The 19,726-nt window shown below is 69.2% G+C and carries 22 protein-coding genes and 4 pseudogenes; 15 read left to right on the top strand and 11 right to left on the bottom strand.

Going from position 1 to position 19,726, the window contains the following annotated elements; translation table 11 throughout:
- Window positions 1–27 precede the first annotated feature (27 nt).
- A complete protein-coding gene (locus ABGA99_RS00570) occupies window positions 28–774 on the top strand; it encodes a phosphotransferase (RefSeq protein ID WP_347578827.1) in 747 nt (248 codons plus the stop codon).
- Between the two features lie 194 nt (window positions 775–968).
- On the opposite strand, the gene ABGA99_RS00565 is transcribed toward ABGA99_RS00570, so the two are convergent.
- Entirely contained in the window at window positions 969–1,811 is an 843-nt protein-coding gene (locus ABGA99_RS00565; RefSeq protein WP_347581912.1) for an alpha/beta hydrolase, read from the bottom strand.
- Between the two features lie 248 nt (window positions 1,812–2,059).
- Between ABGA99_RS00565 and ABGA99_RS00560 the strand changes: the two are divergent.
- The 7 genes and pseudogenes from ABGA99_RS00560 to ABGA99_RS00530 form a co-directional block, all read left to right on the top strand.
- Window positions 2,060–3,135, top strand: a pseudogene (locus ABGA99_RS00560) (hypothetical protein); the annotation flags it as partial.
- A gap of 12 nt (window positions 3,136–3,147) precedes the next feature.
- Window positions 3,148–3,330, top strand: a pseudogene (locus tag ABGA99_RS00555) (hypothetical protein); the annotation flags it as partial.
- A 327-nt stretch (window positions 3,331–3,657) separates the two neighbouring features.
- Complete coding sequence (locus ABGA99_RS00550) at window positions 3,658–3,861, top strand: cold-shock protein (RefSeq protein ID WP_003979255.1); 204 nt, start codon at window positions 3,658–3,660, stop codon at window positions 3,859–3,861.
- Window positions 3,862–4,204: 343 nt separating this feature from the next.
- Window positions 4,205–5,698, top strand: coding sequence for a DEAD/DEAH box helicase (locus ABGA99_RS00545; RefSeq protein ID WP_347581911.1), 1,494 nt, complete (start codon window positions 4,205–4,207; stop codon window positions 5,696–5,698).
- Between the two features lie 46 nt (window positions 5,699–5,744).
- Window positions 5,745–6,149 (top strand): CBS domain-containing protein, encoded by a 405-nt coding sequence (locus ABGA99_RS00540; RefSeq protein WP_347581910.1) that lies wholly within the window; start codon window positions 5,745–5,747, stop codon window positions 6,147–6,149.
- Between the two features lie 51 nt (window positions 6,150–6,200).
- Window positions 6,201–6,527 (top strand): SCO5918 family protein, encoded by a 327-nt coding sequence (locus ABGA99_RS00535; protein WP_347578823.1) that lies wholly within the window; start codon window positions 6,201–6,203, stop codon window positions 6,525–6,527.
- 64 nt (window positions 6,528–6,591) lie between these two features.
- Complete coding sequence (locus ABGA99_RS00530) at window positions 6,592–6,747, top strand: hypothetical protein (RefSeq protein ID WP_347578822.1); 156 nt, start codon at window positions 6,592–6,594, stop codon at window positions 6,745–6,747.
- A gap of 277 nt (window positions 6,748–7,024) precedes the next feature.
- On the opposite strand, the pseudogene ABGA99_RS00525 reads toward ABGA99_RS00530, so the two are convergent.
- The 4 genes and pseudogenes from ABGA99_RS00525 to ABGA99_RS00510 form a co-directional block, all read right to left on the bottom strand.
- Window positions 7,025–7,129: pseudogene (locus ABGA99_RS00525) on the bottom strand (transporter); the annotation flags it as partial.
- 45 nt (window positions 7,130–7,174) lie between these two features.
- Complete coding sequence (locus ABGA99_RS00520; RefSeq protein WP_347578821.1) at window positions 7,175–7,327, bottom strand: hypothetical protein; 153 nt, start codon at window positions 7,325–7,327, stop codon at window positions 7,175–7,177.
- Between the two features lie 26 nt (window positions 7,328–7,353).
- A complete protein-coding gene (locus tag ABGA99_RS00515; protein WP_347578820.1) occupies window positions 7,354–7,959 on the bottom strand; it encodes a TetR/AcrR family transcriptional regulator in 606 nt (201 codons plus the stop codon).
- 244 nt (window positions 7,960–8,203) lie between these two features.
- Window positions 8,204–8,533 (bottom strand): MerR family transcriptional regulator, encoded by a 330-nt coding sequence (locus tag ABGA99_RS00510; RefSeq protein WP_347578819.1) that lies wholly within the window; start codon window positions 8,531–8,533, stop codon window positions 8,204–8,206.
- A 723-nt stretch (window positions 8,534–9,256) separates the two neighbouring features.
- On the opposite strand from ABGA99_RS00510, the pseudogene ABGA99_RS00505 reads away from it, so the two are divergent.
- Window positions 9,257–9,640 (top strand): annotated as a pseudogene (locus ABGA99_RS00505) (ATP-binding protein); the annotation flags it as partial.
- Window positions 9,641–10,074: 434 nt separating this feature from the next.
- Here the strand turns inward: ABGA99_RS00505 and ABGA99_RS00500 are convergent.
- Entirely contained in the window at window positions 10,075–10,233 is a 159-nt protein-coding gene (locus tag ABGA99_RS00500) for a hypothetical protein (RefSeq protein ID WP_347578818.1), read from the bottom strand.
- A 28-nt stretch (window positions 10,234–10,261) separates the two neighbouring features.
- Here ABGA99_RS00500 and ABGA99_RS00495 point away from each other — a divergent pair, with 28 nt between their 5' ends.
- Complete coding sequence (locus ABGA99_RS00495) at window positions 10,262–10,729, top strand: hypothetical protein (protein ID WP_347578817.1); 468 nt, start codon at window positions 10,262–10,264, stop codon at window positions 10,727–10,729.
- Between the two features lie 124 nt (window positions 10,730–10,853).
- Here ABGA99_RS00495 and ABGA99_RS00490 read toward each other — a convergent pair.
- Window positions 10,854–12,055, bottom strand: a protein-coding gene (locus ABGA99_RS00490; RefSeq protein ID WP_347578816.1) for an IS3 family transposase whose coding sequence is annotated in 2 segments (ribosomal slippage) — window positions 10,854–11,764 and window positions 11,764–12,055 — 1,203 coding nt in all. Because the reading frame shifts where the segments join, the coding sequence is not laid out codon by codon here.
- A gap of 13 nt (window positions 12,056–12,068) precedes the next feature.
- The gene (locus tag ABGA99_RS00485; protein WP_347578815.1) at window positions 12,069–12,347 is read right to left on the bottom strand and encodes a hypothetical protein; all 279 of its coding nucleotides are present in this window, start codon (window positions 12,345–12,347) and stop codon (window positions 12,069–12,071) included.
- A 150-nt stretch (window positions 12,348–12,497) separates the two neighbouring features.
- Here ABGA99_RS00485 and ABGA99_RS00480 point away from each other — a divergent pair, with 150 nt between their 5' ends.
- The gene (locus ABGA99_RS00480) at window positions 12,498–12,677 is read left to right on the top strand and encodes a hypothetical protein (protein WP_347578814.1); all 180 of its coding nucleotides are present in this window, start codon (window positions 12,498–12,500) and stop codon (window positions 12,675–12,677) included.
- 452 nt (window positions 12,678–13,129) lie between these two features.
- Here the strand turns inward: ABGA99_RS00480 and ABGA99_RS00475 are convergent, their stop codons facing one another.
- Window positions 13,130–13,273, bottom strand: a complete 144-nt coding sequence (locus tag ABGA99_RS00475; RefSeq protein ID WP_347578813.1) for a hypothetical protein — start codon at window positions 13,271–13,273, stop codon at window positions 13,130–13,132.
- 870 nt (window positions 13,274–14,143) lie between these two features.
- On the opposite strand from ABGA99_RS00475, the gene ABGA99_RS00470 reads away from it, so the two are divergent.
- Together ABGA99_RS00470 and ABGA99_RS00465 are read left to right on the top strand one after the other, a co-directional pair.
- Window positions 14,144–15,517: a potassium transporter TrkG gene (locus ABGA99_RS00470; RefSeq protein WP_347578812.1), complete on the top strand. Its 1,374-nt coding sequence runs from the start codon at window positions 14,144–14,146 to the stop codon at window positions 15,515–15,517.
- A complete protein-coding gene (locus tag ABGA99_RS00465) occupies window positions 15,514–16,242 on the top strand; it encodes a TrkA family potassium uptake protein (RefSeq protein ID WP_347578811.1) in 729 nt (242 codons plus the stop codon). The genes ABGA99_RS00470 and ABGA99_RS00465 overlap by 4 nt, the downstream gene beginning before the upstream one ends.
- Window positions 16,243–16,307: 65 nt before the next feature.
- On the opposite strand, the gene ABGA99_RS00460 is transcribed toward ABGA99_RS00465, so the two are convergent.
- The gene (locus tag ABGA99_RS00460; RefSeq protein WP_347582076.1) at window positions 16,308–17,564 is read right to left on the bottom strand and encodes a cation:proton antiporter; all 1,257 of its coding nucleotides are present in this window, start codon (window positions 17,562–17,564) and stop codon (window positions 16,308–16,310) included.
- 567 nt (window positions 17,565–18,131) lie between these two features.
- On the opposite strand from ABGA99_RS00460, the gene ABGA99_RS00455 reads away from it, so the two are divergent.
- Window positions 18,132–18,332 carry a hypothetical protein gene (locus ABGA99_RS00455; RefSeq protein ID WP_347581909.1) on the top strand — a complete coding sequence of 67 codons (201 nt, stop codon included), beginning with the start codon at window positions 18,132–18,134 and terminating at the stop codon, window positions 18,330–18,332.
- 12 nt (window positions 18,333–18,344) lie between these two features.
- On the top strand, window positions 18,345–18,959 hold the full coding sequence (locus tag ABGA99_RS00450; RefSeq protein WP_347578809.1) for a hypothetical protein: 615 nt from the start codon (window positions 18,345–18,347) through the stop codon (window positions 18,957–18,959).
- On the opposite strand, the gene ABGA99_RS00445 is transcribed toward ABGA99_RS00450, so the two are convergent.
- Window positions 18,926–19,726 carry a hypothetical protein gene (locus tag ABGA99_RS00445; protein ID WP_347578808.1) on the bottom strand — a complete coding sequence of 267 codons (801 nt, stop codon included), beginning with the start codon at window positions 19,724–19,726 and terminating at the stop codon, window positions 18,926–18,928. The two genes, ABGA99_RS00450 and ABGA99_RS00445, sit on opposite strands and share 34 nt — an antisense overlap.

Below are 19,726 nucleotides of genomic sequence, written 5' to 3'. Positions count from 1 at the left end.
CGGTCGTCCCCGGGATACTGGTCGCCCATGGATGAGGTCAAGGTCGTCGTTGCCCATTCCGAGCGCACGACCCTGCGTGTCGGTGACGTGTTCCTGAAGGTGGACACCGATCAGGCGCGCATCGACGTCGAGGTTGAGGCGATGGCCTTGGTGCCGGTCCCGACTCCGGAGGTCCTGTGGCGCAAGCCGTCCGTGCTCGCGCTTGCCGCCGTCCCGGGGACGGCACTCGGCCGCCTCGGTGAGCCGTCGACCGCGTCCCCGGCGGCGTGGGCCGCGGCGGGTGCCGCCGTCCGGAAGTTGCACGAGGCGCCGTTGCCGCCCTGGCCCGGCCGGCGCCGCCGGGGTCCCGACGAGGTGGCGGCGGAACTCGACCGCGAGTGCGAGCTGCTCGTGACGAACGGCATCCTGCCCGCCGGCCTGGTCACCCGCAATCGCCAGGTCGCCGAGGCCGCTCTCCAGCCGTGGACTGCGGTCTTCGCGCACGGCGACCTGCAGATCGAGCACGTCTTCGTCGACGGCGACGAGGTCACAGGCATCATCGACTGGTCCGAGGCGGGCCCGGGTAATGCCCTGTTCGACCTCGCCACCTTGACGCTCGGGCATGAGGAGCACCTCGGGGACGTCGTCGCCGGCTACGGCACCGATGTCGACCTCGACGTGATCCGGGCGTGGTGGTCGTTGCGAAGCCTGCTGGGGGTTCGCTGGCTTGTGGAGCACGGCTTCGACCCCTCCGCGCCGGGCTGCGAGGTCGACGTGCTGAGATCGCGGATGTGAGACCACGCAGGCCGACCGCTGCGCCGCACGTGGGCGGCCGGAGGGTGCAGCCGTCAGGGCAGTCGGGGCCGGCCGGCCCCTGCGGTCCGGGGACGGTGGTGGGGCACGGGCGCCTGACCGTACGGCGGCCGTACAGACCCGAACCGTGGACCCCGCGCCCGTACGGCGGCCGGCCGCGCCCCCGCCCCGGCGTGCTAGCCCAGTGCGAGCATCGCGTCGGCGACCTCACCGGCCGCTGCGTCGGGGATCGCGGTGGCGGCCTTCTCCAGCACGAGCAGCCGGGCACCGGGGATCTCGCGCGCGATGGCCTCGCCGTTGCCCACCGGGAAGAACAGGTCGCGACGGCCGTGGACGACGAGCGTGGGGATGTCGATCCGGGGCAGCCGCTCGCGCCAGCGGGGTGTGCAGTCGAGCTTCGAGAACACCATGCCCAGGTGATTCGCCATCTGGACCGGGGGTGCGGTGCCGGGGGTACGGTCCCAGATGCGCGCCCCGGTCGCGCGCGCGGCGGCGGGGTCGTCGCCGAGGATCGCCGCCCCGGCGGCGGTGAACTCCACCACCGCGTCACGGTCGCTCCAGTCGGGCATCGGCTGCCCGAACATCCGGCTCATCGTCGCCTCGTCGTGGTCGGGGAGGTCGTCGTCGGGCGGCCCGGGCGCGACCGCGCGGGTGCCGGCCAGGGTGAGCGCCGAGAACGCACGGGGGTGGTCGAGCACGGCCACCTGAGCAACCATCCCGCCGACACCGATCCCCGCCAGATGCGCGGGCCCCCCGCCCAGCACGTCGACGAGGGCCGCCGCGTCCGCGGCGAGGTCGCGCAGGGTGTAGGCGGGCGCATCCGGATCCGCGGTCGTCGACTCGCCGCTGTCGCGCAGGTCGTACCGCACCACCCGCCGCCCTCCGGCAGCAAGCCGCTCGCAGAGCGCGTCGGGCCAGGAGAGCATCGTGGTCCCGCCCGCGAGAAGGACGAGCGGCGCGTCGTCGGCACCGAAGGACTCGATGCCCAGGTCGACCCCGTTGGCGTGGACAGTGGTCATCGGATCTCCCCAGTCGGGGGTGCCAGTGGTGTGTCGCGGCCGTCACGGGAGACGGAGACGTCAGCGTAAAGGAGATTCATGCAAGGACAGACCCGATGCACCGCCAGGACTCATCGGTGACCGACGAAGACGGGTGTCCTGGACGATCCCGGCGGCGGCTCGACCACCGCCCTCTTCGAGGCTTACGCCGGTTCGACGAAGACTCGACGATCCGGACCGCCAACGCCGACAGCAGTCTCGGCGCGGAACACCTCGTGGCCTCATTCGACGGCATGTCCCCCGACCCCGGCCGCGACCCGGACGCCACCCTCAAGGACCTCCAGCAACTCCTCGACCAGCCCGTGATGGCCCTCGCCGCGCACGCCCGCCCGGCCAAGCACGTGTGGCACGCCTCCGTGCGCGCCGACCCGAGGGATCGGACCCTGTCCGACGAGGAACGGGCCGACATCGCCCGCCGTATCATCGCCGCCACCGGCATCGACCCCGGCGACGGACAGCCCGGCTGCCGCTGGGCCGCCATACGGCACGCGAACGACCACATCCACATCGTCGCCACCCTCGTCACCGAAGACGGCCACCGCCCCGACGACTACCGCTCCGGCGCACGAGCCCAGGCCGAAGCCCGGCTCATCGAAAAGGAACCCGGCCTCCACCAGGTCGCCCCCGGCGACGGCACCGCCGCACAGCGGCCCACCAGCGCCGAACACCACAAAGCCAGACGCCAGGGCCGCGAGCGCACCGCCCGCGAAGAACTCCGCGAAACCGTACGGCAGGCCGTGGCCGGCACGGCCGGCGAGGACGAGTTCCTCGACCGGCTCGCAGCCGCGGGCCTGCTGATCCGAACTCGTGCCGCGTCCTCCGGGGAGCCGAGGCCGCCCGCCAATCCGCCCAACACCTTCGTTCCGCCTACCGGGCCGCCGCCCCTGCACCGCTGTCGACTCTGGCACAGCGCGGCCGGCGCCTTCCGCCACCGCGGCAGCATCTCCATGCCGCCCAGCTCCGCGAGGCCCTACCGGAACTGGCCGAGCAGATCCTCAGCGAACCCGGCTGGTACGCCCTCGCCGCCGCCCTCGCCGATGCCCAACAAGCCGGCCACGACCCGTCCGCCCTCCTGGCCCAAACCGCCGGACGCCGTGAACTGGGCACCGCGGAGTCCGTCGGCGACGTTCTCGTATGGCGGTTGCGCCGCACGGCACACCTGCCCCTGGACACCCCGGAGCCCGCCACGGGCAGAACACCGAACTCACCATCCACACCACGGCGGCCTCCCCCGCACGCAGTTCGTACGGGACGCTCCGACAGCGGAACCAAAAGGTCCTACTGAGTGACCTGTACCGAGTGCGGTGCATACCGGGACTGGTTGATCCTGTCCACACGTGGTCAGGTCTGACCGCGGTGCCGGGCAGGCCACCAACAGCACGAGACCCGCCTGGACACTGCTTGGTACAACCGGCACGCCGGTCCCGCGGACGCGACGCACGCGACGTTCGAGGACTGCCTGCGCCACCTCGGGCACTGACCGGTTGCCGCGTGGCCGGTGGTGAGTACGTTCCGCTCGGAATTGGTCAATATCTGTGCTAGCGAGATGAGAGTTTGACGGGCCGCATGATGAGAGTTCTTGCCGCAGTGAGCGGAGTGTAATTATTCAACCGCCGAGGGCTGCTGCGGCGTGCTACTCTCGATCTCAGTTGCAGTTGTGGTTCCCAAAACTTCAAGTGCCCCCACTCGGCTCCTGCCGACGGGAGCGTTTTGTATTTCCGGTCATTTTCCGGGGCAGGGTAATCATCGCGGCGACACGGCATCCGCGCGGTGCGGATGCCGATGCACTGCCCCAAGGAGATATGACATGGCTGCTGGTACCGTGAAGTGGTTCAACTCGGAAAAGGGATTCGGCTTCATCGAGCAGGACGGTGGCGGCCCCGACGTGTTCGCCCACTACTCGAACATCGCCGCCCAGGGCTTCCGTGAGCTGCTCGAAGGTCAGAAGGTGAACTTCGACATCGCGCAGGGCCAGAAGGGCCCGACGGCCGAGAACATCGTTCCGGCCTGACACTGACACACATTTTGCAGCTGGGGCCCGCATCCTTCGGGGTGTGGGCCCCAGCCGCGCACGTTTCCCTCGGCGGTTTCACAGGCGGGACGACGCGGAGGAATTCGCAGTTTCGCTGGGCATGGATCCCCGTTTGGGGATGCAGACACGCCCTGAAGAGCTACACCGAAGTCGGCGCCCGGATTCTTACGCCCCACGCGCCACCTATTTCAGCACCTACGCCCACATGGATTTCCGTCGGCCAGAGTGCTTTCTATTTCCATCGGCCCATACCTGCAATTCTCCATGCCGCTCGTCGCTGCGGGGGATTCCTTGATATGCGCCGCATCGAGGAAGGTTCCGTATGAACCGCACACGCACGAACGACCGCTCGGCCCGCACCCGAGGGGGCAGTGCCAACGCAGGGAGGGGCGGCAGCCGCTTCGGCTCGCAGGCAACGCGCCGTTCCGCCGGGCCGGCCCGTTCCGGTGGTTACGGCCACCGGAGCGCCGCAGCGCAGGGTGAGTTCGCGCTCCCCACGACGATCACCCCCGCACTGCCCGCCGTTGAGCGCTTCGCCGATCTCTCCATGCCCGAGCAGCTGCTGGCCGAGCTCGGCAGGCAGGGTGTGGGCACACCGTTCCCGATCCAGGGCACGACGCTGCCGAACTCCCTGGCGGGCCGTGACGTCCTGGCGCGCGGACGCACCGGTTCCGGCAAGACCCTTGCCTTCGGCCTCGCCTTGCTCGCTCGTACCGCCGGGCAGCGTGCTGAGCCCCGCCAGCCGCTGGGGCTGATCCTGGTACCCACGCGTGAGCTGGCGCAGCAGGTGACGGATGCGCTCACTCCGTATGCCCGCTCCGTCAGGCTGCGGCTGGCTACGGCGGTGGGCGGGATGTCGATCGGCAGGCAGGCCGGCGCGCTGCGAAGCGGGGCCGAGGTCGTCGTCGCGACCCCGGGCCGGCTCAAGGACCTCATCGACCGTGGCGACTGCCGGCTGAACCAGGTGGGCATCACGGTGCTGGACGAGGCCGACCAGATGGCTGACATGGGGTTCATGCCGCAAGTCACGGCGCTGCTCGACCAGGTGCGTCCGGAGGGGCAGCGGATGCTGTTCTCCGCCACCTTGGACCGTAACGTCGACCGGCTGGTGCGCCGCTATCTGACCGATCCCGTCGTGCATTCGGTCGACCCGTCGGCCGGTGCGGTCACGACGATGGAGCACCACGTCCTGCACGTCCACGGCGCCGACAAGCACGCCGCCACGACCGAGATCGCCGCCCGCGACGGCCGCGTGATCATGTTCCTGGACACCAAGCACGCCGTCGACCGGCTCACCCAGGACCTGCTCAACAGCGGGATCCGGGCCGCCGCGCTGCACGGCGGAAAGTCGCAGCCGCAGCGCACCCGCACGCTGGCGCAGTTCAAGACGGGGCATGTCAGCGTGCTGGTAGCGACCAACGTCGCGGCGCGCGGCATCCACGTCGACAACCTCGACCTCGTCGTGAACGTCGATCCGCCGACCGATCACAAGGACTATCTCCACCGCGGCGGTCGTACCGCCCGCGCCGGCGAGTCCGGCAGCGTCGTCACCCTCGTCACCCCGAACCAGCGCCGCGGCATGGCCCGCCTCATGTCGGACGCCGGAATCCGGCCGCAGACCACCCAGGTTCGCGCGGGCGACGAGTCCCTGCACCGGATCACCGGCGCCCAGGTCCCGTCCGGCATCCCCGTCGTCATCAGCGGCCCGGTGGTCGAACGCCCCAAGCGCAGCGCCTCTTCCCGGGGCCGACGCCGCCCCGCTTCGGCGACCCGGCGCGCGCCCGCACGCAAACCCGTCTTCGACGCGGCAGCCTAGAACCTTCGTGATCAGGAAGCTGACCCCTCTCTGCAGGAGACACCTCTTGACACCGGTTCAGAAGCAGCCCCGCCCGGCGATCGCCGCCCCCGCGCACAGGAAGCCGACCGAGGTCATGGACGCGGCCGGACCGCGGGTCTGTGACGACATGAGTGTCGAGGTGGCGCTGTCCGTCATGACCGCCGCATGCGCGGACCGGCGCGTCGGCTGCGACCACGACGACCAGGGCACCGGTCTTGTCACCCGGACCGAACTTGCCGCCGTCCGCGACAGCCCCGCTTACACGGACAGCGTCCGCTCGCGCGACATTCTCAGCGACCACGCGCCGTTCACCTCCCCCGCGGCCACGATGGCCGAAGCCGGGCACGCGATGTGCCCCCGCCGGCTCGGGGCCCTGCCGGTGGTCGACGACCAAGGCAAAGCTCTGGGCGTCCTCGCCCTCTCCTGCTAAGCCGACTCGACCTGGACTGACCGTTCTCCCCTTCTCCCTTGTGAGGGTCACATGCGCTGCATCATCGCCCGCTTCCCCTTCGAGCTCACCAAGAGCGGCGTGCTCGAATCGATGAAGGGCATCAAGCCCGAACCAGGCACCGGCGAATTCGTGACCGTCGGCCGCCGCCACTATCCCGTCAAGCAAGTCGGCCAGGTCATCACCCGCCAGGACCGCCGTGACTTCACCGCCGGTGAAGTCCTCCGGGCCATGACGCGGCTCGGCTTCACCTGCCGTACCCTCCCCGAGGCCGCACCCGTACGCATCCTCAGCCCACTCCAAGAAGCCTGCGCGGTGCTCGGCACTCCCATGCCCGCTGGCCAGGGCAAACAGGCATGAGCCGACACCCGGACAGCAGTGTGGGCCCGACCGACGCGTTCCGGTCGGGCCCACACTGCTGCAGATGAGCGGACGGACCATCTGCTTCGCGGGCGTCCGCGACGAACCGGCCCCCTGGCCGTTCTCCCAGTGCACGTCCCCCATACACACCCCGCACAGCTCCGCCGCCCGCACGCCGGTGAGGTCGAAGAAGTCGGCGACGGGCCGGGCCTGGCGGTAGGCGGCCGTGGGCTCGCCAGCTTGGGAGTGTGCGCGGGCGGCGCGGGCGTGGAGCATGGCCAGCACCCGCCCGGAGGTGATCTTGTTTCGGTCCAGGGCCCGCTCGATAAGGCCGAAGGCACCGGAGGGGTCACCCGCGGCGTAGCGGAGGCTGGCCCAGAACGCGAGCGCGCTCGCGTTCATGGTGGCCACGCCGCCGGTCGCCGAGGCCCGCTGGGAGGTGGTGAAGCGCTTCTCGGCATCGGCCAGGCGTCCGCTGTCGTAGGCGTACCGGCCGAGGCGGCGAGGCCGATGGGGAGGTTGAGCCAGAACGCCCAGCGGCAGCCGGCGTGGTCGGCCAGCAGGCCGCCGATGATCGGACCGCCCGCCATGCCGAGCACCACATCCGGATGAGTCCCTCCGTCCGGGAGGCTGTTGGAGTTCGCGGATCAGGCGGTGACGAGCCAGACGTACCAGGAACCGTCACCGCCGATCTGCTTGACGATGCGCGGCAGCGCGGTGCCGACTACGGTTCCGTCCAGCATGGCCAGGAAGGCGCAGCCCAGCAGGGCAAACGTGATCGCCGTCCGGCGCCGGGGCACGAGCGGGTCGTACGTGTCATTTGTCGTTACCGGGCCTCCCCCGGGATCGTGAGCGCGCCGTTGAGGAAGAGGTCCACCAGTTCTTCAGTGGTCAGCGGATCCGGGGCGCCGGGGCGACCGGCAGACATGAGCAGCATCTGGAAGGCGTCCGCGAGCCGTTCCGGGGCCAACCGCAGGGAGTCCTGGTCGGGGCCGAACAGGGCGGCCAGGGCTGTGCCGGGATCCGGGAAAGGGCCGTCCTTGGCGGGATTGGCAGGTGCAGAGCGTTCCGGTCCCCCGGCCGACGTGAGGACGCCGGTAACGGCGATCACGCGCGTTATGTAGCCGCGCATCACCTCGGCCGCCTCGGTGAGCCGGGCCGCCAGTGGCTGGTCCAGTGCGATCGATTCCAGGTAGACGAGGGTGTCGTCGGGCCGTACCGCCTCGGTTATGCAGGCCGCGAGCAGGGCGTCTTTATCGGCGAAGGCCCGGAAAATCGTGCCCTCTCCAATGCCTGCGGCGCGCGCGATCTTCGCCGTGGACACGGAGGCGCCGTACTCGATGACGAGGGGAAGGGCCGCGGCGACGATCATCGCGCGGGCCTGGTCGGGGGCCGCATCGCGCCGGGAGGGAGCGGGGGAGGTCTCTGCCATACCTCCCAACTGTACGAAGTGGGTGCGGGATGCCGCTGCTGCTGGGGCTCGGTGAAGGCGCCGGGCTGGCCTCCTCCGGTGGGGGCCGGGCTGGCTTTCGTATGTCCGGGGCCCAAGGCCGGGGGGCGCTGTCTGGGGTCTGGTGTCCCAGGGCCGGGACGCAGTTGCCCGGAACGCTGTGCGTCCCGGGCAGCATGTGTGGGTGGGTGGCCGCGGTTCCGGCCAGTGGGGGGTTCCGGCGGTCTCAGGCCGCGGGTGAAGTTCCGTCGGTGCGGTGGTGTTCGGCGTTGATGCGCTGGGCTTCTTCGAGCTGGTCTTCCAGGATCACGATGCGGCAGGCGGCTTCGATGGCCGTGCCGCCGTCGACGAGTTCGCGGGCGCGGGCGGCGATGCGCAGTTGGTAGCGGGAGTAGCGGCGGTGACCGCCTTCGGAGCGCAGGGGGGTGATCAGGCGGTGTTCGCCGAGGGCCCGGAGGAAGCCCGGGGTGGTGCCGAGCATCTCGGCGGCCCGGCCCATGGTGTAGGCGGGGTAGTCGTCGTCGTCGAGACGGCCGAACGAATCATCTGCTGTCATCGCACCTCTTGGTGAATGCATCGGGGTGGAATACGGGGGCGGGATGGGTGGGGGTGGCATGCGTGGAGGGGCCCTGGTGCCGTGCGGCACCAGGGCCCCGAAGGGGCTGTTTACACCATCTGCCGGCCCTGACACGGCGCCGGCCTTCTGTGCGCGGACCCGATCAGGACGCTGTCGGGGCGCAGGGATCGCGGTTGCTTGACCGGAGACCACCTCACTATCGATGTCCTGCGGTACCCGGGCTCAGACGTGCGCCCGGGCGATCCTGATGGTGCCTGGCTCCTCCGTTTCTTCCCTCTGGGATCTGCCACTTGCCTACTGCTGATACTGCGAACTGCACTTGCTGAACTGCGGTACTGCTCACGGCGGCCCTTGATCCTGCGGGCCACCCGGTCCGGTCGTCAGTCCCGTCGCCGTCCTGCGACAACCTGGCTTCGGAACTCCACCACCGCACCGTCCTGCGCACTGCAACTGCGGGTACTGCCGGTCGGCAGTTCGTCTCTGCCAGACCTCACTGATCTCTGGTTACGAGAGAAACCATACCCACACCACCGCCCAATGTCTACTCCAGCCAACATAGATTTTCGTGTGCCCGGTGGTGAGGTGATCGGCCCCGGTCAGCGAGGGAAACCGGGGTCGCCCCCGGTTTGCGGGCCGCAGAGCGGGGCACAAGCCCCGGACAGACAGGACCGGGCGTGGATGATCCAAAGCCAGGGGGACCTGATGGACACGATGAGCCTCGACGTCGCGACCCTCCGCTGCGCCACGTCCCTCGCCGGGCCACGCGCACGCACCCGGGACTTCCTCGGCGGACTCCGGCCGCCGATCGCGGCCGAGGCCGCCGAGACGGTGGTCCTGGTCGTCTCGGAGCTCGTCACCAACGCCCTGCGCCACGGCGGCGGCGCCTGCACCCTTCAGCTGACCGCGCACCCGGACAGCATCGAGGTGGCCGTGCACGACCACAGCCCGCAGCCGCCGCGCATGCGCACCCCCGACCTGAACGACGGCACCGGAGGATTCGGCTGGCCCATGGTCCACCGCCTCGCCCGCACCACCGCCGTGCACCGCCGGGCAGACGGCAAGACCGTAAGCGCCCTCCTCGACCGCGGGCGCCAGTGCCCGGATACGGCAGAAACGGACCATGGGCTGTGTGCTCGCGGGTGCGCCGAGGGCCTGCTCCCGGGTATGCCGGAGGGCTGCCCCCACCGGCAGACCCGGAAGCGCGCGCCCTGGCCAGGTGCGGAAAGCGGGGGCCGCTCTCACGTGGCTTTCGGCCCCGAACTCCCAGCTCTATCCCCAAGGGCAAAGTAACCCGCGGGTAGGTTGATCCTTCACCGAGCCCTCGGCTACCGCCGGCAGGCCAAGGATCATCACTCGGTAGCTCGCCAACGGACTCGAAGCCCCGCGACGGGCCGAGCGGAAGCACACCGCCGTCCCTCCGCTACGCCGCACCCCCGCGACAACTCACACCGCGGCCTCCCGGCAACCCCCGGGGACATCAAGACCACCATCTACGACACTCCCCCATGGGTCCCCCGCAATCAGCGGGCCAGCGCCAGGAAGCTCTTGTCGGCGATCAAGTTTTTCCCCAGGTTGGGTGGTTTGAGCGTCATGTAATTCTGCATCCTGAATTCTCCTAATTGGCCATGGGTAGCGCGGAAGTCGAGATCGAGGGACCTGGTCGTCGCGGAACTGCTCAAGTTTCTCGTTCCGTGGTTCGGATGGCCGATGGGCAGCCCGGATGGCGAGAGAACGTTCGTCGTGGTCGACATCACCGAGATCTACGTGCACTGGTACGCGGGCCGCTCGAAGAGCGAGCTGGCCGCGTCGCTGGGGGTAGACCGTAAGACGGTCAGGAAGTACCTGGCGCCGGCGGAAGCGGCCGGGATCAGCCCGGGCGGCCCGCCGATGAGCGGGGCCGACTGGTCGAAGCTGATCAAGGAGTGGTTCCCCGGTCTGATCGACAGACGGCTCAGGCAGGTGACCTGGCCGGACATCGACCAGCACCGCGACTACATCAAGAGCCTGCCCGGGACGGTGACCGTCTCCACGATCCACCAGCGACTCCGCGACAAGCACAAACTCCAGGTGTCGATCTCCTCGTTCCGCCGCTCGGTGCACGCGACGCTTCCCGATGAGGTGGCGAAGTTGTCGGCGTACTCCTCTGAGTGCTCCGCCAAGTACAGACAAACGTGAACCGCTTGACGGCTGGCGAGATGGTCAGGACTGGCTGGCCGCGGGCAGCTTCGGGGTTCTCCCCGGGGGCTGTCATGATCTCGGGCATGGACGAGGGGCCTTGACCCCGAATCTGGGACACGGGTTATGCGGGTGGTGCCACCGTAGTTGATGTTGTTCGTGACGCTGTCTCATAGGCGATCGGGCTGCGGTGTCCGAGGCGGGAGTGGCGGCGTCGGGTGTTGTAGCGGTGCAGCCAGCGGAACGTGTCGAGGTGGGCCTCACGCTCGCTGGACCAGCCTGTTCGGCCTTGGAGCGTCTCGCGTTTGAATGTCGCGTTGAAGGACTCGGCGAGCGCGTTGTCCGCGCTGGAGCCGATCGCGCTCATGGACTGGCGGACGCCGGCTTGGCGGCACGCCTCGGCGAACGCCCGGCTGGTGTACTGGGCGCCGTGGTCGGTGTGCAGGACTGCCCCGGCAAGGCTGCCGCGGCACTGCTCGGCAGCGGCCAGGGCATCGGTGACGAGGTCGGCGCGCATGTGATCGCCCAGGGCCCAGCCAGCCAGGCGGCGCGAGGCGAGATCTATCACGGTGGCCAGGTAGAGGAACTTGCCGCCGTCCAGCGGGAGATAGGTGATGTCGCCGACGTACTTCGTGTTCGGCTCGGTGGCGGTGAAGTTGCGGCCGGTCAGGTCCGGGGCCTTCGCTGCGGCAGGGTCTGCGACCGTGGTTCGGTGCCTGCGACGCAGCCGCACACCTGCCAGGTTGATGCTCCGCATCACGCGGGCGACTCGCTTGTGGTTGACACGTTCGCCGGCCTCGCGGAGTTCGGCGGTGACTCTCGGGATCCCGTAGGTGCCGTCCGATTCTTGGTGCACAGCTCGTATCCGTGCGGCGAGGCGGGCGTCGGTCGCCTGCCGGGCAGCCCGGTCCGCAGCCGTCGCGCGCCAGTAGTAGAAGCTGGAGCGGGCGATGCCGAGAATGGTGCACAGCCGCTTCACGCCGTAGCGGCGCTGGTGGTCGGCGACGAACTGGAAGCGGTTCACCAGCGCGTCTCCCCCGCGAAATACTTCGCGGCCTTCCGCAAGATCTCGCGTTCTTCCTCCAGCTCGCGGATCTTCTTGCGCAAAGCGGCGTTCTCCGCCTCCAGCGGAGTCGGCGGCTCGGCCGGTGCTTGTGCCCGGCGTCCCCGGGGCCGGCTCGCTCCAGCTGCCCGGACCCAGTTCCGCAGGGTCTCGGGGTTGATCCCCAGATCGGCAGCGACCTGCCGGATCGTCGCCTCGGGCCGCGACTGGTACAGCGCGACCGCGTCCGCCTTGAACTGCGGCGGATAGTTCTTCATGACCACGAGATGTCCGTTCTCAGATCCTCAGGATCCAGTGTCTCGTGTGTCCAAGATCAGGGGTCAAGGCCCGTTTGTGCTCCTTGCCCCAGTAGTACGTCAGCGCCTGGCCGTGCGGGTCGATGACGTAGTCGAGGTTCCAGCGCCATGCCTGCTGGCACCAGGAGTCCTTGAACGCGGTGGCATGGCACGGCTCCCCGGAGTGGTTGCCGAAGACCGGCACCGTCCACACCGACTGCGTGGTGGTGTCGCCGTCCTTCCAGCCGGGCAGCCGGTGGGTGCCGAAGTAGTAGCGCACCCCGTCGGGGGCGGTGACACGCCAGTACTCGAGATCGCCACGAACAACGTGGTCATGGCAGCGAACACCAGCCGTCCGTCGTGCCCGAACCACGTCAGAGCGGCAACGACCACGAGCAACGCCAGGGCCAGCGGAATCCGGCCCGACGCTATGACGGGGAACACGGCGATCGCGGCGCTGCCGGCCGCCGCGACGGAGATCCCGATGGTCAGCACGAAGTCGACCACCAGCGCGCCGATCGGCACAAAAGTCCAGCCCGGCCCGAAGGCCCGCCCAGCGGCCGCGGCCGCACCGCCCCCCTCGGGAAAGCGCCGCACCAACTGCCAGTAGTTCGCGATGACAAGGACAATCAGGCCGATGACCAACGTCATGGTGGGCAGCAGGAGGGCCAGGTCGCCGTGCAGGGCCCGCAGGGCGGCCTGGATCGCGTACGTCACGGAAGAGACCGGGTCGGCGATCACGGCGAAGGCGAACGCGAAGAAGAGTAGCGGGCGCCGCGGGGCGTCAGCCCGCGCCAAGCGTCATGAGCCTTCCGGGGCCTCTTCCCGTCCAGCGTCTGACACGCCCGCGACGCGTCCCGCGTGCCCGACGCACGCGGTGAGGTCGCAGGCGCGCCGATACCGATGGCGGGAGCATTCACCGCTCGTGGCTCGTCTCGATCCCGCTGCCACGTACGGTTCGGTCAGGCCCTACCTTCAGGCCGTGCTGCCCTCCTGAGCTGGGCTGAGCACTCAGTGGGCCCGCACGGTTGCTGACTTGGTACTCGTGGGCGGTGTCTGCTGTCACGGCCGGTAGACCATGTCGATCAGGCAAGCAGCGATCAGCATCCATGCCCCGACACCTAGGACCCATACCGTCTCAGTGATGATCCCGGTGACGGCCAACACCACCGCGAGCAAGCCCAGGCCCCACTCGATACGCCACATCTGCTCATCGGGACGGGAGCGTCTCACGAGTTTGCTCGGTACGTACGCGGTGCCGGCCTACCGGTATCCGTTGCCGTGTTCCGCAGACTTATGTCCAGTACGGTGGCGGCCGTTCCTGTCGAGGGGCGGGGGATGGGCCGGGAGTATCCCGACGACGCCCACGGTGAGAATCCAGCCATCGCTCCGCTCCTTCTGCCGTAACCGCTGTTGCCGAGCGTGGCAGGTTGCCGTGGATGTCAGGGCACGCACATCACCGTAGCTTTGGAATCCATACGGACACTTGACGATCGCGTGTGCTGTGTTGGTGCATCTGGTGGACCCCGTTTCCGGCCAGCCGGGCATTCCATGGTCGGCAGCGGCGGTCTCCAGGATGTAGCGGTGCAGACCGTAGCGGAGCACCACCGTACGTGCAGAACATCGGGCCCGCGGCAGCCCGAAGCACTCGGCGTTCGTGCCAGTAGTCCGGGGCCGTCGTGTCCACGCGGAAGATCGTCCACGCATTCCGGTCACTCTTGCTGCGAGCACGACGCCGGCTGCTGCGCCCGCGCCCCCGCATGCTCCCGGGGCTGCTGTCCGCCGGCCGCCGCCTTGCGCGTAATCGCGGACACCCGACGACGAGTGCTGCCCGACTTTCTCCGCTCTCCAGGTCCGCCGCGTGCGACCGTCCCTTCCCCGGCCTTCGCCTCGGGGCGACCGACAACTGCCGGACCTGGGAAAGGTGCTTTCAGATCAGACGGGCGAGCAGGCCGTGAAATGTGCATGGTTCGGCATCGTGGTGGCGGCTAGGGTGTGGAACCGGATGTTGATGGTTTGCTGACGGAGTCCTGACGCCGGTTGCGCCAGCCGCCCCGGGCAGGGAAGGGGGCCGCTGTGCGAGGCTGGCTGCGTTCGACCAGCCGTTCCCTGCTGGCCACGCACCCCGCGCGACTGGTCGTTCTGGCGTTCGGTCTGGTCGTCCTCATCGGCACGCTGCTGTTGTCGCTGCCGGTGGCGGCCGAGGATCGCTCTGCGACGGGCTTCGTGCCGTCGTTGTTCACCGCCACCTCAGCGGTGTGCGTGACGGGCCTGACGGTGGTGGACACCGGAACCCACTGGAGCGCCTTCGGCGAGGGCGTGATCCTGGCACTGATCCAGGTCGGTGGCTTCGGGATCATGACCTTGGCATCGCTGCTGGCATTGCTCGTCGCCGGCAGACTCCGGCTGCGCCTGCAACTGACCGCGCAAGTGGAGACGAAGACCCTCGGCTTGGGCGACGTACGCCGGGTGCTCCTGGGCGTGGCGGGCACCACGCTGATCGTGGAGTTGTCGGTGGCGGCGCTGCTGGCGCTGCGTTTCCGTTTCGGCTACGACCAGGGTGTGGGCGAGTCCGTCTACTCCGCGCTCTTCCACGCCATTTCCGCCTTCAACAACGCGGGCTTCGGACTGCACGTGGACAGTCTCACCCGCTACGCCACCGACCCGTGGGTGACAGTGCCGGTCGCTGCGGCCGTCATCTGCGGCGGCCTGGGTTTCCCGGTGTTGCTGGAGGTATTGCGGTACCGGCACCGGCGGCGGGTGAGCGGTCGGCGTGGCTGGTCGCTGCACGCCAAGCTCACCCTGACGACCACCGCGGTCCTGCTGGCCGTCGGGGCGGCTCTCACCTGTGCGCTGGAGTGGTCCAACGGTGCGACCCTCGGCCCGTTCGGTACCGGCGAGAAACTGCTCAGCGGCTTCTTTCACTCGGCCATGACCCGCACCGCGGGCTTCAACGCCGTCGACATCGACGCACTGCACCCGGCCACACTGCTGGTGACCAGCGTGCTGATGTTCATCGGCGGCGGAAGCGCCGGCACCGCGGGCGGCATCAAGGTCACGACCTTCGCGGTACTCGCGGTCGCCATGGTCGCCGAGGTGCGTGGCGAGCCCGCCGCCGAGACCATGGGCCGCCGCATCCCGCCGGCCGCGCTGCGGCAGGCGCTGACGGTGGCGCTGCTCGCCATCGGACTGGTGATATCGGCCACCGTGGTACTGCTGACCATGACCCAGGAGAAGTTCGAGGCGGTGCTCTTCGAGACCGTTTCCGCCTTCGGCACCGTCGGCCTGTCCACCGGCATCACCGCCGATCTTCCCGCCGCCGGCCAGGTCGTCCTCGTGCTGCTGATGTTCGTCGGCCGCGTCGGTCCCATCACTCTGGTGTCGGCACTCGCGCTGCGCGAGCGCACGCGCCGCTTCCAACTGCCCGAAGAACGCCCCGTCATTGGATGACCATGAGCAATTACCTGCACCACCTCCACCGCAGGCGCGGGAAGCGGCAGGCGGGCGGCGGCCGCCGGCAGGCCGGAGCGGACCGGATCGCCGTCATCGGCCTGGGCAGATTCGGCGGCTCCCTGGCCGACGAGCTGACGCGCCGTGGATGGGACGTCCTGGGCATCGATACCGATGCCCGGCTGGTACAGAAGTACAGCGACGCCCTCACCCATGCAGCCGCTGCGGACTGCACCGACCCCCGAACCCTGGAGCAACTGGGTGTAAATGACTTCACCCATGTGGTGGTCGGCATCGGCACCGACATCCAGGCGTCGATCCTGGTCGCCTCGAACCTGCTGGAGGCCGGTGTGACCAACATCTGGGCGAAGGCCGTCAGCCGTCAGCACGGCCAGATCCTTGAACGGCTAGGCGTGCACCACGTCATCCTGCCTGAGCACGAGATGGGCGAGCGCGTCGCCCACCTCGTGACCGGCCGGATGCTCGACTTCATCCAGTTCGATGACGACTTCGCACTCGCCAAGACCGTCGCGCCGAGGCTCGCCATCGGCGTCCCATTGGGCGAGAGCCGCGTCCGCACCCACCACGGCGTCACCGTGGTCGGCATCAAGCGCCCCGGCGAGGAGTTCACCTATGCCACCGCCGAGACGGTCCTGGAGAAAGGCGACGTCATCATCGTCACCGGACGCACACAAGCGGTCGAAACCTTCGCCGAACTCACCTGAGCCGCCACGGCGACTGCGCATCCACGCACTCCACCGACGCGGTGAGCAGGGCGCCGACGCGCTCGTCACGACCGGGCGCGGTCCGGCCCTGGCTGTCGCTGCTTCGGTACATCGTGGCCTGCACCCCGGTCTGTCTCGTTCGGCAGGCCGACGAGGTCCTCGACGTCGAACATCCGGGCGATGGGCACGTCGGTACTGGAGTGAGCCACGATCGAGAACGCGATACAGACCGCGATCAGCGTGAACGCTTCCTCGCCCTGCGGGACCTGGGCCTGCAGCACCAGGAGCCCGTAGACGACCGACGCGAAGCCCTTCGGTCCGAACCAGGCCGCCGTCAGCCGTTCACGCCGGTCGAAGCGGGTTCCGAGCAGGGACAGCAGGAGAGAAGCCGGCCGGATCAGCACGATAGCCAGCACCACCGCCACGTACCCGCCCCAGGACAGGTCCCCGAACAGCTCCGGAGTCAGCAGCGCCCCGAACACCAGCAGCGCGGCGAACTTCGCCAGCTCCGCCAGCGACTCTCCGAGCGGCTCGAACGCATCCTTGGCCTCCGGCGAGAGGGAAGCCAGGACCGCACCGGCGGAGAACGCCGCCAGGTAAGGGTTGGAGTGGGTCAGGTGGCAGATCGCGTAGAGGATGATCCCCACCGCCAGCGGCAGCAGCGGCTGCAACTTGGGCTCCGCGCCCAGCAGCCGGAACCGCACCAGCCAGTACACCACCAACGGCGCCGCGACCCCCAGCGCTAGACCGCCCGCCAACTCCAGGCCGATCTTGCCGAGATCCGCCTCGGCCCCGTGCCCGGCAGGCCCGGCGGCAGCGATGAGAATGAGCACCACGGGCAGCGCGAGGCCGTCGTTGATGCCGCTCTCGACATTCAGCAACTGACGCAGCCGCGCCGGCACTTCCTTGCGGCTCACGATCGCCGAGGCGAACACCGGGTCCGTCGGCGCGAGCACCGCACCCACCAGAAAGGACGTCGTCCAGTCCAGACCCACCACGAAGTGCGTGACCAGGGCCATACCGACGAAGGCCAGCGGCATCCCAAGCGCCAGCGCGCGGGCGGGGTACCTCCACGCGCTGCGCAGAGCAGGAAACGACACGTGCATGCCGTCGGTGAACAGCACGGCGAACAATGCGAGATCGGCGGTAACCGCCACCAGGTCACTGTCCGGCGTGATGTGGATCAGACCCAGGAATCCGTCGCTGACCAGGGCACCACCGACCAGAAACAGAAGCGACGTGGAGAGCACCGAGCGGGCCGCCAGGCCGGACAGCAGCACCGCCACCAGCAACGCCACCCCGAAGACCGCGATAAGTACCACGACAGAAGCCCCGATCAGCAAAGAGATCGTTCCCTGCTCGCCGACCAGACTTCCCGGCACAGCGCCGGGAACCCTATCCCACTCCCGCGCACCCCTCCACCGCTGCCGCTACCCAGAGCACGTACCGGGACAGGCCCTGCCCCGCTGGCCACGGACGAGTGGGACAGCTCGGCATACACCTCGGGCCCGGTCACGCCCTTTGCCCCGGTTCACGCCGGAGGATGCGGAGGACAACCGATGCCGCCCCTGATACGACTCGGCGACCGCATGCGGCCGACCGGCACTGCCAGGACACCGTCCTTTGCCGCTCGGGGATGTGCCGCCCTCAGTACCCGTACGAGCGCTGTGATCGCAGACGACGTAGGAGGCGAAGACGCCCGGGACGGCCTTCTGCGGTGTCATGAACGGCGGGGACGTCAGCAGTGCGCGCACCCTCGTCGCCCGCAACGGCCGAACGCCCGCTGCGGCGGGTTTCGGTCGTACAGGGGGTCACAGGCCGCTGGTACGGTGGCGGCAGGTCTTCGGTGAGGACTGAGGGGAGCATCTGGTGTCGTTTCCTCGAAGGAAATGACCCGGGCCGACGCCACCAGGATCGGGCACGAGGAACTCCACGCCGCGTGCGACGACTTCGCCGGATCATGGGACTACGGGTTCAGCCAGCTCTCGAAGATGACCAAGGGCGTGTCATCGTTCACCAACACGGCGGCCGACGAGTTCGCCAAGTTGGACGAGAAGCTCTACAACGAGCTGATGGGCAAGGGCGGCTGAGCGGGAGCCGTCATGCGGATGCGACGATACCTGCGCAAGATGCTGGAAGAGGGCGACGCGCTCGGGGAGTTCAGCACGCCGATCCCGTGGCCGTCAGTCTGGCTCTTCGCCAAGTTCGCCTACTGCGCGGAGCAGTTCGGCTACCGCTATGCCGGGCTCGCCACCGGCGTTCCCGCCGATCTGCGGCCGCCGCTGCACACGTTCCGCCGCCTCCCCGATGCCAGCCGCCGCGCCGAGCGCACCGGTCGCGACTATCCGCGCGCGCTTCGGCGAGGCCGGCTGCCCGGCATGTACCCCTGGCCCGTACCGCTGATCGCCCGCGGGCCTGCCCGGCGTGAGGTACGGCTGCTGCACGCACGGATCAAGGCCGACTACTTCGGTGTGGTGGGGTCGGAGCCGGTGCGGGGGCTGGCTTTCAAGGTCTTCGCCGTCGTGATGGTGGCCGTTTTGGTGAGCGGGGGTGTCGGTGAGCCGCTGGTGTTCGTCGCCGCCGGCGGGCTCGCCGCGGCGCTGATCCTGCTGATCGTGTTCTCGAAGGTGGTCATGCGCAGGCGCCGTGCGTCGTACCTGCGGCTGCTGGCGCGCGAGGGAATTCAGTGGCCCCCGCCGGCGGCGCCGGAGCGCTGAGCCGCATCGCTTTCCTCGTCGTGCTGCTCTTCCGGGGTATCGAAGGAGAAGGTCCGGCCGATGGCCGAGAGCCGCTCGGTGTACGCCGTCAGCAGGTCGACGCAGGGCGTGGAGATCGTGACGTACACGATGTAGTCGTGAGGTGCCGGGATGATGAGTTGGAGGACGGCGAGGGAAACGGTTTCGGGTGCCATCGCCGGGCTGCCGACCGGTGGTGCGTCCCCGTCCTGCAGCGACGCGGCGATGTCCGCGGATGCGACCGCGCGCACTGACGCCGACATCACTCCGGGGCCGCACGGCAGGTGCACGGCGAGCAGTGTGTCCTTCGTACCCTGCCGGCCTTTCGCCCGCGGGAGGTCGATCTCGGCCAGGCCCCGCTCCCCGGAAAAGAAGGACTGCTCCTTGGCCCGGTAGATACCCTCCGCGGCCAGCAGGCGGTCGCCGTGCCGGCTCGGGCGGGCGGAGACGGCCAGCAGGCCCTGGGAGAGCCGGTAGCCGTCGTCGGAATCCTCGATCCCCAGGCACACCGCCACGTCCACGAGGGTCTCCTCGGCCACGAGCAGCGTGGGCAGGCTCCGCAGCATCTGCCGGGCATACGCGGCACGTTCCACCTCGTCCGCTGCGGGGAGCAGTTCGACGGCCGCCTCCTGCCAGCCGTCGAGCCGGATCGGATCCCGGACGTGCACGAAGGCGCCGGGCAGTTCGTAACGGAAGGCGTAGGGGACGTTCTCCGGTACGGCAACCTTCGGTGCCGGCTTGCCGCTCAT

This window comes from Streptomyces sp. B5E4, from assembly GCF_039871555.1.
GTDB lineage: Bacteria > Actinomycetota > Actinomycetes > Streptomycetales > Streptomycetaceae > Streptomyces.
Note: the sequence above shows the minus strand (reverse complement) of the source record. Positions and strands in the feature narration are given on the sequence as shown.